The organism is Pantoea sp. JZ2 (assembly GCF_035191405.1).
GTDB lineage: Bacteria > Pseudomonadota > Gammaproteobacteria > Enterobacterales > Enterobacteriaceae > Pantoea > Pantoea stewartii.
On the sequence record NZ_CP045247.1, the window covers coordinates 3,908,054 to 3,924,813 of the forward strand.

General features: G+C 53.1%; 12 protein-coding genes. 5 read left to right on the forward strand and 7 right to left on the reverse strand.

Features of this window, described 5'->3' with window-relative positions; all coding sequences use genetic code 11:
- Positions 1-62: 62 nt before the first annotated feature.
- Positions 63-1,061 (reverse strand): aldo/keto reductase, encoded by a 999-nt coding sequence (locus GC087_RS19010; RefSeq protein WP_324029042.1) that lies wholly within the window; start codon positions 1,059-1,061, stop codon positions 63-65.
- A gap of 97 nt (positions 1,062-1,158) precedes the next feature.
- Here GC087_RS19010 and GC087_RS19015 point away from each other — a divergent pair, with 97 nt between their 5' ends.
- Positions 1,159-2,079, forward strand: coding sequence for a LysR family transcriptional regulator (locus GC087_RS19015; RefSeq protein WP_006117705.1), 921 nt, complete (start codon positions 1,159-1,161; stop codon positions 2,077-2,079).
- 616 nt (positions 2,080-2,695) lie between these two features.
- Here GC087_RS19015 and lpdA read toward each other — a convergent pair.
- The 4 genes from lpdA to pdhR form a co-directional block, all read right to left on the reverse strand.
- On the reverse strand, positions 2,696-4,120 hold the full coding sequence (lpdA, locus tag GC087_RS19020) for a dihydrolipoyl dehydrogenase (protein WP_028724707.1): 1,425 nt from the start codon (positions 4,118-4,120) through the stop codon (positions 2,696-2,698).
- 282 nt (positions 4,121-4,402) lie between these two features.
- Complete coding sequence (gene aceF, locus GC087_RS19025; protein WP_033740275.1) at positions 4,403-6,298, reverse strand: pyruvate dehydrogenase complex dihydrolipoyllysine-residue acetyltransferase; 1,896 nt, start codon at positions 6,296-6,298, stop codon at positions 4,403-4,405.
- A gap of 14 nt (positions 6,299-6,312) precedes the next feature.
- Positions 6,313-8,979, reverse strand: coding sequence for a pyruvate dehydrogenase (acetyl-transferring), homodimeric type (gene aceE, locus GC087_RS19030; protein ID WP_033740274.1), 2,667 nt, complete (start codon positions 8,977-8,979; stop codon positions 6,313-6,315).
- A 102-nt stretch (positions 8,980-9,081) separates the two neighbouring features.
- Positions 9,082-9,846 carry a pyruvate dehydrogenase complex transcriptional repressor PdhR gene (gene pdhR, locus GC087_RS19035; protein ID WP_033740273.1) on the reverse strand — a complete coding sequence of 255 codons (765 nt, stop codon included), beginning with the start codon at positions 9,844-9,846 and terminating at the stop codon, positions 9,082-9,084.
- A 511-nt stretch (positions 9,847-10,357) separates the two neighbouring features.
- Between pdhR and aroP the strand changes: the two genes are divergently transcribed.
- The 3 genes from aroP (at position 10,358) to GC087_RS19050 (ending at position 14,238) form a co-directional block, all read left to right on the forward strand.
- Positions 10,358-11,713 carry an aromatic amino acid transporter AroP gene (gene aroP / locus GC087_RS19040; protein ID WP_324029044.1) on the forward strand — a complete coding sequence of 452 codons (1,356 nt, stop codon included), beginning with the start codon at positions 10,358-10,360 and terminating at the stop codon, positions 11,711-11,713.
- 174 nt (positions 11,714-11,887) lie between these two features.
- Positions 11,888-13,282, forward strand: coding sequence for a glycoside-pentoside-hexuronide (GPH):cation symporter (locus GC087_RS19045; protein WP_324029046.1), 1,395 nt, complete (start codon positions 11,888-11,890; stop codon positions 13,280-13,282).
- Entirely contained in the window at positions 13,279-14,238 is a 960-nt protein-coding gene (locus tag GC087_RS19050) for a glycoside hydrolase family 43 protein (protein ID WP_324029048.1), read from the forward strand. The genes GC087_RS19045 and GC087_RS19050 overlap by 4 nt, the downstream gene beginning before the upstream one ends.
- On the opposite strand, the gene ampE is transcribed toward GC087_RS19050, so the two are convergent.
- Together ampE and ampD are read right to left on the reverse strand one after the other, a co-directional pair.
- Positions 14,220-15,074 carry a beta-lactamase regulator AmpE gene (gene ampE / locus GC087_RS19055; protein WP_172913143.1) on the reverse strand — a complete coding sequence of 285 codons (855 nt, stop codon included), beginning with the start codon at positions 15,072-15,074 and terminating at the stop codon, positions 14,220-14,222. The two genes, GC087_RS19050 and ampE, sit on opposite strands and share 19 nt — an antisense overlap.
- 2 nt (positions 15,075-15,076) lie before the next feature.
- A complete protein-coding gene (ampD, locus tag GC087_RS19060; RefSeq protein ID WP_006117696.1) occupies positions 15,077-15,631 on the reverse strand; it encodes a 1,6-anhydro-N-acetylmuramyl-L-alanine amidase AmpD in 555 nt (184 codons plus the stop codon).
- 200 nt (positions 15,632-15,831) lie between these two features.
- Between ampD and nadC the strand changes: the two genes are divergently transcribed.
- Positions 15,832-16,728 carry a carboxylating nicotinate-nucleotide diphosphorylase gene (gene nadC, locus GC087_RS19065; RefSeq protein WP_324029050.1) on the forward strand — a complete coding sequence of 299 codons (897 nt, stop codon included), beginning with the start codon at positions 15,832-15,834 and terminating at the stop codon, positions 16,726-16,728.
- Positions 16,729-16,760 lie beyond the last annotated feature (32 nt).

Consider the following 16,760-nt stretch of genomic DNA (forward strand, 5'->3'; position numbering starts at 1 on the left):
ATAAACGAAAAAAACGCAGGGCTTAATGCCCTGCCGGTTAACCCAGTCATTTCGCTGTAAGCTTAACGATCGATCATGCCATATTCTGCACCCGCATAGCGTTCACCCCGCACGTTTTGCGGCGCAAAGAGCCTGTCCAGCGTGTCACTGTCCGCCCCTGTCAGGACGACATTCGCTGCGGCACAGTTTTCTTCCAGATGATGGACCTTGCTCGCTCCCGGAATCGGCACAATATCTTCCCCCTTCGCCATGACCCATGCCAGCGCCAGTTGTGCCGCAGTAATACCATAACTCTGTGCTATCTCAGTGAGCTGCGCGACTAACTTTTGGTTATGTTCCTGTGCCTGCTCCTGAAAACGGGGCAAACTGCGGCGGAAGTCATGCGGATCCAGCGCGTCCACGGACGTCAGTTTGCCCGTCAGGAAGCCCCGGCCCAACGGACTGTAAGGCACAAAACCGACATTCAGTTCACGACAGGTCGCCAGAATGTCCTGCTCGGGATCGCGGGTCCAGAGTGAGTATTCGCTTTGTAAGGCAGAGACGGGATGGACGGCACAGGCGCGCCGCAGCGTAGCAGATGAGACTTCAGACAACCCAATATAGCGGGCTTTTCCCTCTTTAATCAGATCCGCCATCGTGCCAATCACGTCTTCAATCGGTACGCTCGGATCAAAACGGTGCTGGTAAAGCAGATCGATATGATCGGTCCCCAAACGGGTTAACGATCCTTCGACTGCGCGGCGAATATGCTGAGGCTGGCTGTTAACGCCCGTCATCTTTTCCCAGCCCTGACCTTCGCCAGTAATCGCAAAACCAAATTTTGTGGCCACCGTGATATTGTCGCGGCGGCCTTTAAGGGCTTTAGCGATGAGCACCTCGTTGGTAAAGGGACCGTAGATTTCGGCGGTATCCAGAAAGTTGATGCCCAGTTCAAACGCGCGCGACAGCGTATTTAATGCCTGCTGCTCATCATGATTGCCATAGGCGAAGGTCATGCCCATACAGCCGAGTCCCAGTGCTGAAACGCGTAATCCCTGATTACCCAATTGACGTTGTTGCATGATGTTTTCCTCTTTGTTGCGGTGTTATTGTTATAATCCTCATCAATACCAACAACAATTGCGCTATTCTTGCCCATTCAGTGAGGAAAATTCATCAATGACACTTTCGCGGGCCACCCTGCAGGAACTGGAAATGTTCAGCGCCATTGCGCACCACCGGAGCTTCCGCAAAGCCGCACAGGCACGCAACGTGACGCCGTCTGCGCTGAGCCACGCCATGCGTCATTTCGAACAACGGCTAGGGGTGAGATTACTCAACCGCACGACGCGCAGTGTCTCACTGACCCAGGCTGGACAACATTTTCTGCAGCGCATTCAGCCTGCCTTACTCGATTTATCGCAGGCCGTGGATGAACTTAACGACTGGCGAGCCCGGCCTCACGGTACGCTGAAACTCAATATGCCCCGCTCTGCAGAAGCGCTGTTTTTTGACAGCCTGATCCTGCCATTCCTCCAGCGCTATCCGGACATTACGCTGGAAATTGACAGCAACGATGCGCTGGTGGATATCCTTGAAGCCGGTTTTGATGCAGGCATTCGCTACGGTGATGTGCTGGCGCAGGATATGATCGCCCTGCCCTTTGGCCCGGCAATGCGTACACTGGTTGTCGCAAGCCCGGCGTTTATCGAACGTCATGGTGCCCCGCAAACACCGGACGATCTGCTGCAGTTTCCCTGCATTGAGCGGCGTTTCCCGAGCGGGCAACGCTATCGCTGGGAATTCATGCACGCAGGGAAAAAGCGGGAAGTCGCCGTCAGTGGCTCTCTGGTGCTGGACAACAACGAACGAATATTGCAGGCCGCCCTTGCGGGAGCAGGGATTGCTTTTCTGCAGGAGGCCGTGGTCAGTGCCAGTCTGCGAAGTGGCTCACTCGTTGAGCTGTTAAGTCACTATACGGAGAATGCCGATGGCTTCTGGCTCTACTATCCCGGCAGGCGTTATGTCTCTGCACCATTACGTCATTTTATTGACTGGTTACGTGTTAATAATAACGAAGTGATCAACCATCAAAATTAACAGCAACATAAGAACCGAGAAATAATTATTTTAAAATAGTCATGAAAGAATCAGCATAAATAACATTTAAAATATAAAAGACAGAAATTTTTATTAATTAGCATTATGAAAAAATAAAAAACCAGGGGACAGTAAAATAATAAATGCGTAGACTGCGGTTGGGCGCCTGAAGCTTTCTGCTTTGGGTAAGAACCTGAGGTGGAAAGAGGAAGGAACCGCTCACATTAATCAGTCAACTAATGCGAGCGGAGGTCACTACCCTAACACCTCAACACTGTCAGGGTAGCTCCTCGCTCGATGAAAATCAAGAGAGGTGCCACCATGAAGTCGAAATACGGTTTACTTGTTATTAGCGGGTTAATTCTCTTAGGATTGAGTTTATCAAACCGAGGTTCATTATGTGAGCTTCGCCTCAGAATAATGAGTGCTGAACTTTCGGCTGTCTTCAATTACGAAACCAGGCAGTAAAACTTCGTTAGTGGCGGAGTTTACTCCGCCCTATATGCCAGTGTAAATGTGTTAGCGCAGGCGCCCTTTCCTTTATTGATTTTCTTATTCCATAATAATCAGCATAAAAAAACGGCCCCATAAGGGGCCGCTATGACTGTCCTGAGACTTATTTCTTCTTCGCTTTCGCGTTAGGCAGATCGGTGATGCTGCCTTCAAAAATTTCAGCCGCCAGTCCTACGGATTCATGCAGGGTTGGGTGCGCATGAATGGTCAGCGCAATATCTTCTGCGTCACAGCCCATTTCAATGGCCAGACCGATTTCACCCAGCAGTTCACCGCCGTTCGTTCCGACAATGGCACCACCGATAACACGATGGGTCTCTTTGTCGAAAATCAGTTTGGTGATGCCATCTGCACAGTCAGAAGCAATCGCACGGCCTGATGCCGCCCACGGGAACGTGGCGGTTTCATAGCTGATGCCTTTCTCTTTCGCTTCTTTCTCAGTCAGACCGACCCAGGCAACTTCTGGCTCAGTATAGGCAATGGAAGGAATCACTTTCGGATCGAAGTAGTGTTTCAGACCTGAAATGACTTCTGCCGCAACATGGCCTTCATGCACGCCTTTGTGTGCCAGCATTGGCTGACCTACAATGTCGCCGATCGCATAAATGTGTGGCACATTGGTGCGCATCTGCTTGTCAACGCGGATGAAGCCGCGATCGTCAACTTCGACACCGGCTTTGTCAGCATCCAGGCCTTTACCGTTCGGTACACGACCAATCGCAACCAGAACCGCATCATAACGCTGAGCTTCGCCCGGCGCTTTTTTGCCTTCCATCGAAACATAGATACCGTCGTCCTTGGCTTCTACGGCGGTCACCTTGGTTTCCAGCATCAGGTTAAATTTCTTGCTGATACGTTTGGTAAAGACTTTAACCACGTCTTTATCGGCCGCCGGGATAACCTGGTCAAACATCTCGACCACGTCGATCTCTGAACCCAGTGCATGGTAAACGGTAGCCATTTCCAGACCGATGATTCCGCCACCCATAACCAGCAGACGCTTAGGCACTTCTTTCAGTTCCAGTGCGTCAGTGGAATCCCATACACGAGGATCTTCATGAGGAATGAATGGCAGTTCGATAGGACGTGAACCTGCAGCGATAATGGCGTTATCGAAGTTAATAGTGGTTGCGCCACCTTCACCTTCGACCACCAGCGTATTGGCACCGGTAAATTTGCCCAGGCCATTAACCACTTTCACTTTACGCCCTTTCGCCATGCCAGACAGGCCACCGGTCAGTTGGTTAATCACCTTCTCTTTCCAGCTACGGATTTTGTTGATATCCGTTTGCGGCTGACCAAACACAATGCCGTGTTCTTCGAGCGCTTTCGCTTCTTCAATCACTTTAGCAACGTGCAGCAGCGCTTTAGACGGGATACAGCCTACGTTAAGACAGACACCACCGAGGGTGCTGTAGCGCTCAACCAGTACGGTTTCCAGACCTAAGTCAGCGCAACGAAAAGCTGCAGAGTAACCTGCAGGACCTGCCCCAAGTACCACGACCTGAGTTTTAATCTCTGTACTCATCATGACCTCTTATTGGATTTCCGGCGGGTCAGACGCTGAGCCTATCCCATTAGGCTAGTTAACTGGCCATATTGCGTCTGCTGCTGCAAACATTCCCCTATCGGATTTGCCTGCCGTGACTCAATCTGACTGCGCCAATTATGCCTAATGGAATAGGCTCATAATGTCCTTATTCCACCGGGACATGTTCACCGCAAGAGTTTACAGAATTGTTAATAAACTGCCAACAGCGGTGCCCTGAATGTTACAAAAAGGCCGGCATTTGCCGGCCTTTTGCGCTTTTTACATAACCAGACGACGAATGTCTGACAGCATATTGCCAATAATAGTAATGAAACGTGCACCATCCGCACCGTCGATAACACGGTGATCGAAGGACAGAGAGATCGGCATCATCAGACGTGGTGCAAACTCTTTACCGTTCCATACAGGCTCCATTGCGGATTTGGACACGCCAAGGATGGCCACTTCCGGCGCGTTAACAATAGGCGCAAAGTGCGTGGTGCCCAGGCCGCCCAGGCTGGAGATGGTGAAACAACCGCCCTGCATATCGCCTGCGGTCAGTTTGCCATCGCGCGCCTTTTTAGAGACCGCCATCAGCTCACGAGACAGCTCGGTGATGCCCTTCTTGTTCACGTCTTTAAAGACCGGAACGACCAGACCATTTGGCGTATCGACCGCCACGCCGATGTTGATGTATTTTTTCAACGTCAGCTTCTGCGCGTCTTCAGACAGGGAGCTGTTGAAACGTGGCATCTGCTCAAGCGCTGCAGCGACAGCTTTCATGATGAAAACCACTGGCGTGTATTTCACGTCCAGTTTGCGCTTCTCGGCTTCGGCGTTCTGCTGCTTTCGGAAAGCTTCCAGATCGGTAATATCGGTTTTATCAAAGTGGGTTACGTGTGGGATCATCACCCAGTTACGGCTCAGGTTGGCACCCGAGATTTTCTGGATACGGCCCAGTTCCACTTCTTCAACTTCACCGAACTTACTGAAGTCAACTTTCGGCCATGGCAGCATGCCCGGCAATCCGCCACCGCTGGCTGCGGCTGGCGCAGCCTCTGCGCGTTTCACTGCATCTTTCACGTAAGCCTGAACGTCTTCTTTCAGGATACGGCCTTTGCGTCCTGTGCCTTTCACCTTCGCCAGGTTAACGCCAAATTCACGCGCCAGGCGACGAATCACCGGCGTGGCGTGCACATAGGCTTCATTCTCAGCAAACTCGCCTTTGCTGTCTGCTTTTGGTGCAGGGGCAGCGGCAGGCTTAGATTCCGCCGCCGCAGGTGCAGGGGCCGACTCTTTCTTAGCCGCCGGTGCCGCGGCAGGGGCAGCGCCTTCCACTTCAAACACCATGATCAGCGAACCGGTGCTGACTTTATCGCCCGTCGCGACTTTCAGTTCTTTGACGGTGCCCGCGAACGGTGCCGGAACTTCCATCGACGCCTTATCGCCTTCCACTACAATCAGTGACTGCTCAGCCTCGACTTTATCGCCGACCTTCACCAGCACTTCGGTGACTTCAACTTCGTCGCCGCCGATGTCAGGTACGTTAACGTCTTTTGCCCCTGCGGCCGCAGCGGGTGCCGTCGCAGCCTCTTCTTTCACTTCTGGCTTCGCATCAGCAGCCGGTGCAGCACCCTCTGTTTCAAAGACCATGATGTGAGAGCCGGTATTCACTTTATCGCCGGTGGCGATTTTAATCGCTTTCACCACGCCCGCGAACGGTGCCGGGACTTCCATTGAGGCTTTGTCGCCTTCAACGACGATCAGCGATTGTTCAGCTTCAACTTTGTCGCCCACTTTCACCAGAATTTCGGTGACTTCGACTTCGTCACCACCGATATCCGGTACGTTAACGTCTTTGCTGGCGCTGGCAGACGCAGCGGCGGCAGGGGCGGCCTCAGCTTTTTTCTCTTGAGCTGGCGCCGGTGCCGCTTCAGCAGCACCTTCTGCGTCAAACATCATGATCAGCGAGCCGGTTTCCACTTTGTCACCGGTTGCGATTTTGATCTCTTTTACTACGCCGGCCTGCGGCGAAGGCACTTCCATAGAAGCTTTATCGCCTTCTACAGTGATCAGCGACTGCTCGGCTTCCACCTTATCGCCAACCTTGACCAGAATTTCGGTGACTTCAACTTCGTCTGACCCGATATCCGGTACCTTGATTTCAATAGCCATTACTCTGTTACCTCTTAAGCCAGACGCGGGTTAACTTTATCGGCATCGATCTTGAACTTCACGATCGCATCCGCCACGACTTTCTTATCGATTTCGCCACGTTTAGCCAGTTCACCCAGCGCGGCTACCACAACGTATGCTGCATCCACTTCAAAGTGGTGACGCAGATTTTCACGGCTGTCAGAGCGGCCAAAGCCGTCGGTGCCCAGCACACGGTAATCGCTTGAAGGCACGTAGCTGCGAACCTGCTCAGCAAACAGCTTCATGTAGTCAGTTGATGCGACAGCGGGTGCTTCGTTCATCACCTGAGCGATGTAAGGCACACGCGGCGCTTCTGTCGGATGCAGCATGTTCCAGCGCTCACAATCCTGACCATCGCGGGCCAGTTCGGTGAACGAGGTGACGCTGTAAACGTCCGAACCGATGCCGTAATCAGCCGACAGGATCTGCGCGGCTTCACGCACATGGCGCAGGATAGAACCTGAACCCAACAGCTGAACTTTACCTTTGCTACCGTCTACGGTTTCCAGCTTGTAGATACCTTTACGGATACCTTCTTCGGCACCTTTCGGCATCGCTGGCATGTGGTAGTTTTCGTTCAGCGTAGTGATGTAGTAATAAATGTTTTCCTGCGCTTCACCGTACATGCGTACCAGACCGTCGTGCATGATGACAGCCACTTCGTAGGCATACGCTGGATCGTAGGAGATACAGTTTGGAATGGTCAGTGACTGGATATGGCTGTGACCATCTTCATGCTGCAGACCTTCACCATTTAGCGTAGTACGGCCTGAGGTACCGCCGACCAGGAAGCCGCGCGCCTGCTGGTCACCCGCCAGCCACATCAAATCACCAATGCGCTGGAAGCCAAACATCGAATAATAGATGTAGAACGGAATCATCGGCAGGTTGTTAGTGCTGTAAGAGGTCGCCGCCGCCAGCCAGGACGATCCTGCGCCCAGCTCGTTGATCCCTTCCTGCAGAATCTGACCTTTCTCGTCTTCTTTATAGTAAGCCACCTGCTCGCGGTCCTGCGGCGTGTACTGCTGACCGTTCGGGCTGTAGATACCAATCTGACGGAACAGGCCCTCCATACCAAAGGTACGGGCTTCATCGGCAAGAATCGGCACCAGACGATCTTTAATCGACTTGTTCTTCAGCATCACATTCAGCGCACGCACAAACGCGATGGTGGTAGAGATCTCTTTGTTCTGCTCTTCCAGCAGCGCACTGAACTCTTCCAGCGCCGGCATTTCCAGCTTTTCCGTGAAGTTAGGCTGACGTGAAGGCAGGTAACCGCCTAACTTCTCGCGCTGACCATGCAGGTAGTTGTACTCTTCGGAGCCTTTCTCAAAGGTGATGTAAGGCAGCGACTCAATTTTGTCGTCTTCGACCGGCACGTTGAAACGATCACGGATATAGCGTACGCCATCCATGTTCATCTTCTTCACCTGGTGCGCGATGTTCTTGCCTTCTGCGGTGTCACCCATACCGTAACCTTTGATGGTATGAGCCAGAATCAGAACCGGCTTGCCTTTGGTGTCCTGCGCTTTTTTCAGTGCCGCGTAAATTTTCTTCGGATCGTGACCACCACGGTTCAGTGACCAAATCTCATCGTCTGACCAGTCTTTCACCAGCGCAGCGGTTTCCGGATATTTACCGAAGAAGTGCTCACGCACGTAGGCACCATCACGCGATTTAAACGTCTGGTAGTCGCCGTCGACGGTTTCGTTCATCAGCTGGATCAGTTTACCGCTGGTGTCATTGCGCAGCAGTTCATCCCAACGACCGCCCCAGATAACCTTGATCACTTCCCAGCCAGCACCGGCAAAAATGCCTTCCAGCTCGTTGATGATCTTACCGTTACCGGTGACCGGTCCATCCAGACGCTGCAGGTTACAGTTGATGATAAAGACCAGGTTATCCAGTTTTTCACGGGTCGCGATAGTGATCGCACCTTTGGATTCTGGTTCATCCATCTCGCCGTCGCCCAGGAACGCGTAAACGGTCTGGCCAGAGGTGTCTTTCAGACCACGGTGTTCCAGGTACTTCAGGAACTTAGCCTGATAGATAGCGTTGAGTGGGCCCAGGCCCATTGAAACGGTCGGGAACTGCCAGAACTCCGGCATCAGTTTTGGATGCGGATAAGAAGACAGGCCTTTGCCATCGACTTCCTGACGGAAGTTATTCATCTGCTCTTCGGTCAGACGGCCTTCCAGGAAAGCACGGGCATAGATACCCGGAGAAATGTGGCCCTGGAAGTACACCAGATCGCCGCCATCTTTCTCACTGCGCGCGCGGAAGAAGTGGTTAAAACACACTTCATAGATAGTGGCAGAAGACTGGAAGGAGGACATGTGGCCGCCAAGCTCCAGATCTTTCTTCGATGCGCGCAACACCGACATGATGGCATTCCAGCGGATAGCGGATCGGATACGACGTTCAAGTGAGGTGTTGCCCGGATATTCCGGTTCATCTTCAACGGCAATAGAGTTGATATAGTTACTGATAGCGGCAGCACCGCCAGCAACTTTCACACCGCCTTTACGGGCTGCACTCAGCACCTGATCAATCAGATACTGTGCACGTTCAACACCTTCTTCACGGATGACCGATTCGATCGCCTGTAGCCAGTCACGAGTTTCAATCGGATCCACGTCATTGTGTAAACGTTCTGACATGGGGGTATTCCTTATCTGTGTCTAATACGTTGAAAAATCGGGAGCCTGTTAACGTCAGGGAGACAGGCTCGTCGCACATGTCCGCACGATCTTTGCCGCGCGTTATTCCTTACGTTGCTGTAAACGACGTAGGGAGCGTTCTCGACGGCTCTGCTCCCGACTTCTGTCCAGCAAGATTTCCTCAATGAACGCCAGGTGACGGTGTGATGCCTCGCGTGCTTGTTCTGGCTCACGAGCCACAATCGCCTCAAAAATTCTGGCGCGGTGACCGCTCACTTTCGCCAGCATTTCCCGGCGAGAGTAGAGCAATTCAAAATTCTGTCGGACATTCTGTTCCAGCATAGGGCCCATTGATCGTAGCAAATGCAAAAGCACGACATTATGGGCCGCTTCTGTGACAGCGATCTGATACTTCATCACTGCGTCTGCTTCAGCGTCGAGATCGCCGCTGTCCTGCGCCTGTTGGATATGAAGATGACAGTCGCGAATACGCTGCAAATCTTCTTCTGTGCCACGCAATGCCGCATAGTAAGCCGCAATGCCTTCTAAAGCGTGGCGCGTTTCCAGCAGATCAAACTGAGATTCCGGATGTTCGGCGAGTAGCTCTACGAGTGGATCGCTCATGCTCTGCCAGAGATGTTTTTGTACGAATGTTCCGCCGCCCTGACGGCGTAGTAACAATCCTTTCGCTTCTAATCGCTGGATTGCCTCACGGAGAGACGGACGTGAAACATCGAATTGTTTGGCGAGTTCGCGCTCGGGGAGCAACTTCTCTCCCGGCTGCAGCGTCCCTTCCATAATGAGGGATTCCAGTTGCTGCTCAATCGCATCGGAGAGTTTGGGTTGACGAATCTTGCTATAAGCCATCTTCCCTTCTTAAAGTATGCCGGTCAAACAAAGTAAATTGGTAATACCAATTCAAAAAAGGTGCCCGTAAAGTAACAAAGTATTCACCTTGTGTCTATACGGCATCTGTGACACTTCAGTGAAGGAATGCGGGATGCGCGCGTTAAATCCAGAGATAAAAGTGGAGAATCAGGCCATACCTGGACGTTAATTTTTTTAACCTTTACCAAAAATTACACAGCATGTATGACTAAACCGATTTAGCCATCAGCGCCTGGTCAGCGCGGTTTGCTGCCGTTTTTCTCATCGGGGGTTGATAAGACGGCAGACCGTTTGATTCTTTTTAAGCCAACTCGTACCGGGGCTGGCGAAAGCAGGTGCAAAGCCCTGCGCTTATCACTATTCTGTTGGTCAGGTTACAGCTGGCGGCATTACGCAAGTCTGACACCTTAAAAACATCAGTCTTAAGTGTATTTAATTCTTTACAGTCAGCACATTCTGAAGCGAAGAATAACAACATCATGAGGTGTGTATGGAACAACAGCACGGTGAGTCGCTGAAGCGCGGTTTAAAAAATCGCCATATACAGTTGATCGCCTTGGGCGGTGCAGTGGGAACCGGCCTGTTTCTGGGCAGCGCGTCGGTCATCAAATCCGCAGGTCCCGCCGTTATTTTAGGCTATGCGATTGCCGGGTTTATCGCCTTTCTTATCATGCGTCAGCTGGGTGAAATGGTGGTCGAGGAGCCCGTTGCCGGGAGCTTCAGCCACTTTGCCTATAAATACTGGGGAAATTTTGCCGGTTTCGCCTCTGGCTGGAACTACTGGGTGCTGTATGTGCTGGTCGCCATGGCGGAGCTGAGTGCCGTCGGTAAATACATTCAGTTCTGGGCGCCCGATTTTCCCACCTGGGCATCAGCCGCTATCTTCTTCGTGCTGATTAATGCCATTAACCTGACGAACGTTAAGGTGTTTGGTGAAATGGAGTTCTGGTTTGCCATTATTAAAGTTATCGCGGTGATTGCGATGATCCTGTTTGGCGGCTGGTTACTGTTCAGTGGTACCGGTGGGCCGCAGGCAACCGTGCGTAACCTGTGGGAACACGGCGGCTTTATGCCGAATGGCCTCGGTGGGCTGGTGATGGTTATGGCGATTATCATGTTCTCCTTTGGCGGTCTGGAGCTGGTCGGGATTACGGCGGCAGAAGCGGACAATCCTGAAACCACGATTCCAAAAGCCACCAACCAGGTGCTGTGGCGTATCCTGATTTTCTATATCGGCTCGCTGGCAGTGCTGCTGTCATTAATGCCGTGGACGCGCGTGACTGAAGATACCAGCCCCTTTGTGTTTATCTTCCACGAACTGGGCGATGCCATGGTTGCCAATGCGCTGAACGTGGTGATCCTCACCGCCGCACTGTCGGTCTATAACAGCTGCGTTTACTGTAACAGCCGCATGTTGTTTGGTCTGGCACAGCAGGGCAATGCGCCAAAAGCGCTGCTGAGCGTGGACCGCCGCGGTGTGCCCGTGATGAGTATTCTGGTGTCAGCCGTCGCCACCGCGTTGTGCGTGCTGCTGAACTTCCTGATGCCGGGTGAGGCGTTTGGTCTGCTGATGTCGCTGGTCGTGTCTGCGCTGGTCATCAACTGGGCGATGATTAGCCTGGCGCACCTGAAATTCCGTAAAAAGAAAAACCAGCAGGGCGTTACCACCCGTTTCAAAGCGGTACTGTACCCTCTGGGTAACTGGGTTTGCCTGATCTTCCTGGCTGGCATCCTGGTCCTGATGGCGATGACGCCAGGCATGGCCATTTCCGTATGGCTCATTCCTGTCTGGCTGATCATCCTGGCTATTGGCTATTTCATCAAGAATAAGACGCAAAAAGCCTGACGGCATTGCCAGCCCGCCGACAGAAAGCGGCGGGCTGGCTCGGTAAACCCGACCCTGCTCACACTTCTCCTTGCACGGCTGTTTTGTCCATCATCCCAACAATTTCTTGCCGCGTCGTCTGTGGATTAAACATTAATAATCCTTTTATGTTTAATTCCTCTGCAGGTTACAACAATGACAGATAACCCCCTCTCATTCAGAGAAAAGCTGGGCTATGGCATGGGTGATGCGGGGTGCAACATGATCGGTGGCGCTGTCATGCTGTTCCTCAGCTATTTCTATACCGACGTTTTTGGCTTAGCACCGGCCTTAGTGGGCGTGCTGTTACTCTCGGTGCGCATTCTGGATGCCATCACCGACCCGATAATGGGCGCGATAGCTGACCGTACCAAAAGCCGCTGGGGACGTTTCCGTCCCTGGTTACTGTGGGTGTCAGTGCCCTACGTTATATTCAGTGTACTGATGTTTACCACGCCAGACTGGAGCTATCCCAGCAAGGTCGTCTGGGCCTTTACCACCTACTTTTTCATGTCCCTGGCCTATACCGCCATTAATATCCCCTACTGCTCGCTGGGTGGCGTCATGACTAACGATCCCGGTGAGCGTGTCTCCTGCCAGTCGTACCGGTTTGTCATGGTCGGCATTGCCACCCTGATTCTGTCACTGTCGTTGCTGCCGATGGCGGAATGGTTTGGCGGTGAGAACAAGGCGCGGGGTTATCAGATGGCGATGGCTGTGCTGGCCCTGGTGGGACTGGCAATGTTTCTGTTCTGCTTCGCCACCGTGCGGGAACGTATTCAGCCTGCCGTCCCTACTCATGATGAGCTGAAAAACGATTTGCGTGATGTGTGGAAGAACGATCAGTGGGTGCGCATCTTGCTGTTGACACTTTGCAATGTCTGCCCGGGTTTTATTCGTATGGCAGCAACCCTGTATTACGTGACCTGGGTCATGGGACAAACGGCGCACTTTGCCACGCTGTTTATCAGCCTGGGCGTGGTTGGCATGATGCTGGGTAGCACGCTGGCAAAAGTCCTCACCGAGCGCTGGTGTAAGTTGAAAGTCTTTTTCTGGACCAATATCGCCCTTGCCCTGTTCTCCTGCGGTTTCTACTGGCTTGATCCCCACGCCACCGTGACAGTCGTTATCGCTTACTTTCTGCTGAATGTCCTTCATCAAATTCCCTCCCCTTTACACTGGTCTTTGATGGCGGATGTGGACGATTACGGTGAATGGAAAACCGGTAAGCGTATTACCGGCATCAGCTTTTCAGGCAATCTGTTCTTTCTCAAGGTCGGACTGGCCGTCGCGGGGGCGATGGTCGGTTTTCTGCTCTCGGCTTACGGTTATGATGCAGGTGCGAAACAGCAATCGGCTCACGTGCTTAACGGCATTGTCCTGCTGTTTACCGTTATCCCCGGGGCTGGCTATTTGATTACCGCGGGCGTGGTGCGACTGATGAAAGTGGATCGCACATTAATGCAAACCATTCAACGCGATCTTGCCCTCCGCCAGATTCAGGCGCACGAAAAACACCCTACCGAGCTTCCGACTGGAGAGTTGAAATGAGCGAAAACTGGCCCAACCCCTTTATTGAACGGCGCGCCGATCCGTTTATCCTGCGCTACGGAGAACACTATTACTTTATTGCTTCCGTACCGGAATATGATCGTCTTGAGCTACGTCGTGCCAGCACGCTAACGGCCTTACGCACCGCGACACCCGTCGTGGTCTGGCGTAAACCCGATATTGGGCCGTTCAGTGAGCTGATCTGGGCACCGGAGTTGCATCGTATTGGAGAACACTGGGTTATCTATTTTGCCGCAGCGCCTTCGCGCGATATCAAAGATGGCTTGTTTCAGCACCGGATGTACGCGCTGGTGTGCAACGATGACGACCCGCTCAGTGGCCACTGGCAGCCCCCGCGCCAGGTGTTAAGTCATCTCGACAGTTTTGCGCTGGATGCCACCCACTTTGTTCACCAGGGGAAAAACTGGTACTTATGGGCGCAGAAAGATCCTGCAATTCCAGGGAATTCCAACCTCTATCTGGCTGAATTGCGTAATCCATGGACGCTCAAAGGCAAACCGGTGATGCTGAGCCGTCCGGAATATGAATGGGAGTGCGCGGGGTTTAGCGTCAACGAAGGCGCGGCAGCGATAGTGCATGGTGACTGGCTGTTTATTACCTATTCTGCCAGCGCAACGGATGAAAACTACTGCATGGGCCTGCTTTCCATTCCGCGTGATGCCGATCCGCTGAACGCGATGGCCTGGCAGAAATCAGCGCGTCCGGTCTTTGCAACCAGTTGGGAAAACCGCCAGTATGGACCGGGACACAGTTGTTTTACTCAGGATGAGGACGGGCGCGATCTGCTGGTCTATCACGCACGCAATTATACAGAAATTGAGGGCGATCCCCTTTGGGACGGTAATCGCCATACGCGTCTGAAATATTTTCACTGGCGTGAGGATGGCATACCCGACTTCGGGGTTCCCCCTGCCGACTACACCAACGTGCCGTAAATGGTCAGCAACGCCACAACCACCACCAGCACCAGCGAAATGCGCTTCGCCAGCGCCACTGCGACACGTGGCGTTGCGACCTTATCGCTGTGCGGATCGCGAGCCAGCGAAAACTGCGCCAGCGTGGTTAAAACCTGGTACTGCGAGTGGTGCCTGTCCGTCAGCGAGGCAAACCAGGCAGGCAAGGCTTTCTCACCGTGCCCCAGCAGCGCATAGGCAACGCCCGCCAGCCGCACCGGGAGCCAGTCAACCACATGCAGAATGCTGTCCACGCCAGACTGAGAGCGGGCCATGGGCGTGCAGTGTTTTGCCAGCCAGCTTTGCCAGGCGCGTAAAAACGCATACCCCACGAGTAACACCGGTCCCCAGGCACCGCCCACCACGAACCAAAACATCGGTGCCAGATAGAAACGGAAGTTAATCCAGATGAGCGCATTCTGAAGCTCACGAAGGAATTCGCGTTCGCTGCACTCAACAGGCACACCGTGGATCAGGGTTAACTCTGCCGCCATGGCCTGATGTGCCGCGGCGTCATCACGACTCGCCGCCTGCAAATACGTATGATAGTGCTGACGCACCACACCCGCTCCGATGCACAGTAACCCCACCACGATCCAGAACAGAAGCTGAGGAACACCGAACAAAATGCCTTTCAGGCTCCCGACCACCAGCGCGGTCAGGCCCATCGCGATAATCAGCATCAGCAGTGTGCGCATCACCGAAAAGTGCTGACGGCGACGAAACACAGGCTCCAGCCGGTGATCCAGTTGCCAGTGCTCCCCCAGCTTAAACAGCCGTTCCCAACCTAAAACCAGTAACAAGGTAAATAACGTCATAGTTACTCCAATTTTTGTTGCTGTAACCGCTGTTTAAAATCGTCCCAGTCAAACGCCGGGCCGGGATCGGTTTTCCGTCCCGGTGCAATATCACTGTGGCCGGTAATGCGCGCAGGCGTTAACGGATAATGGGCTAACAACGTCTGCGTGACCTGATGCAGAGCGGCGTATTGTGCCTCGGTATAAGGTTCAATATCCGTGCCCTCCAGTTCAATGCCAATTGAAAAGTCGTTGCAGTTTTCCCGCCCCTCAAACTGCGAGATGCCAGCGTGCCAGGCACGTTTATCAAAGGGAACATATTGCACGATTTCGCCATCACGTCGGATAAGGCAGTGCGCCGCAACGCGCAGATGAGCAATCTCAGCAAAGTAGGGATGCGCGTCGGCAGGCAGCGTGCCGGTGAACAGTTTATCAATCCACGGGCCGCCGAATTCGCCGGGCGGCAGGCTGATATTGTGAATGACCAGAAGGGATGGCGCTTCATTATGCGGCCGATCATTACAATGGGGGGACGGCACCTGTCGCACACCGGACAGCCAACCTTTTTCTACTTTCATGCTGGATTCTCTTCGCAGGACCGGTTTGAGAATAGCATGAATTTTAAGGGATTATTGCGTCAAAATGCGTTGCACTATCGGGCTGATAAACGCACATGTTAAGTATACTAAACAAAAAGTGACTAAGGACTGGTGCCTTCGCGCTATTCAGGCTATGGTAATCGCCTCTGTTACCTGACATTTACTGGAGCGGAACGCGTATGTCTGTGCGTCGCTATGATCCTGACAGTCGCCATCAGGCGCTGCTTGAACGTATTGAAAATGATATCCCCGAGGCCGTTGAACGCTCATTAAAGGAAGATCTCGGCGGTGAGACAGAGAGCGACCGCGACATTACCGCGCAGCTCCTGCCAGCCGACAGTCGGGCACATGCTCAGGTTATTACCCGTGAAGCCGGTGTTTTTTGTGGTAAACGCTGGGTCGAAGAGGTGTTTAACCAGCTAGGCGCGCACACCGCCCTGACATGGCATGTGGAAGATGGACAACATGTTATCCCGGATCAACCCCTGTTTGAGGTTGACGGGCCAGCCCGCCTGTTGCTGACGGCCGAACGCACCGCATTGAATTTTGTGCAAACCTTGTCCGGCGTCGCCACGGAAGTCAGCCGCTATGTCGCGCTGCTGGAAGGCACACAGACACAGCTTCTGGATACACGCAAAACATTGCCAGGCCTGCGAACAGCGCTGAAATACGCCGTGCTGTGCGGTGGCGGCAGTAATCATCGCCTCGGCCTGTCCGATGCGTTTCTGATTAAAGAAAACCATATTATTGCCAGCGGCTCAATTCGTCAGGCCGTCGAAAAAGCCTTTTGGCTTTATCCGGATGTCCCTGTGGAAGTCGAAGTTGAATCGCTGAAAGAGTTGGAAGAGGCACTGGCTGCGGCGGCCGACATCATCATGCTGGATAATTTTTCCCTTCAGGCGATGCGCGAGGCGGTGAAGATCACGGCTGGTCGTGCGCTACTGGAGGTGTCAGGCAACGTCACCGAAACGACGATTCGGGACATCGCCGAGACCGGTGTGGATTATGTCTCTGTCGGCGCGCTGACTAAGCATGTGCGTGCTCTGGATCTGTCGATGCGCTTTCAGGCGCAATAATCTCTGTTGCCGTGCCGCCGGCACGGCCTGTT

Excerpts from the sequence above, each read along its gene's own strand:
- GC087_RS19010 (WP_324029042.1), bottom strand. The coding sequence starts at position 1,061 with ATGCAACAACGTCAATTGGGTAATCAGGGATTACGCGTTTCAGCACTG.
- GC087_RS19015 (WP_006117705.1), top strand. The coding sequence starts at position 1,159 with ATGACACTTTCGCGGGCCACCCTGCAGGAACTGGAAATGTTCAGCGCC.
- lpdA (WP_028724707.1), bottom strand. The coding sequence starts at position 4,120 with ATGAGTACAGAGATTAAAACTCAGGTCGTGGTACTTGGGGCAGGTCCT.
- aceF (WP_033740275.1), bottom strand. The coding sequence starts at position 6,298 with ATGGCTATTGAAATCAAGGTACCGGATATCGGGTCAGACGAAGTTGAA.
- aceE (WP_033740274.1), bottom strand. The coding sequence starts at position 8,979 with ATGTCAGAACGTTTACACAATGACGTGGATCCGATTGAAACTCGTGAC.
- pdhR (WP_033740273.1), bottom strand. The coding sequence starts at position 9,846 with ATGGCTTATAGCAAGATTCGTCAACCCAAACTCTCCGATGCGATTGAG.
- aroP (WP_324029044.1), top strand. The coding sequence starts at position 10,358 with ATGGAACAACAGCACGGTGAGTCGCTGAAGCGCGGTTTAAAAAATCGC.
- GC087_RS19045 (WP_324029046.1), top strand. The coding sequence starts at position 11,888 with ATGACAGATAACCCCCTCTCATTCAGAGAAAAGCTGGGCTATGGCATG.
- GC087_RS19050 (WP_324029048.1), top strand. The coding sequence starts at position 13,279 with ATGAGCGAAAACTGGCCCAACCCCTTTATTGAACGGCGCGCCGATCCG.
- ampE (WP_172913143.1), bottom strand. The coding sequence starts at position 15,074 with ATGACGTTATTTACCTTGTTACTGGTTTTAGGTTGGGAACGGCTGTTT.
- ampD (WP_006117696.1), bottom strand. The coding sequence starts at position 15,631 with ATGAAAGTAGAAAAAGGTTGGCTGTCCGGTGTGCGACAGGTGCCGTCC.
- nadC (WP_324029050.1), top strand. The coding sequence starts at position 15,832 with ATGTCTGTGCGTCGCTATGATCCTGACAGTCGCCATCAGGCGCTGCTT.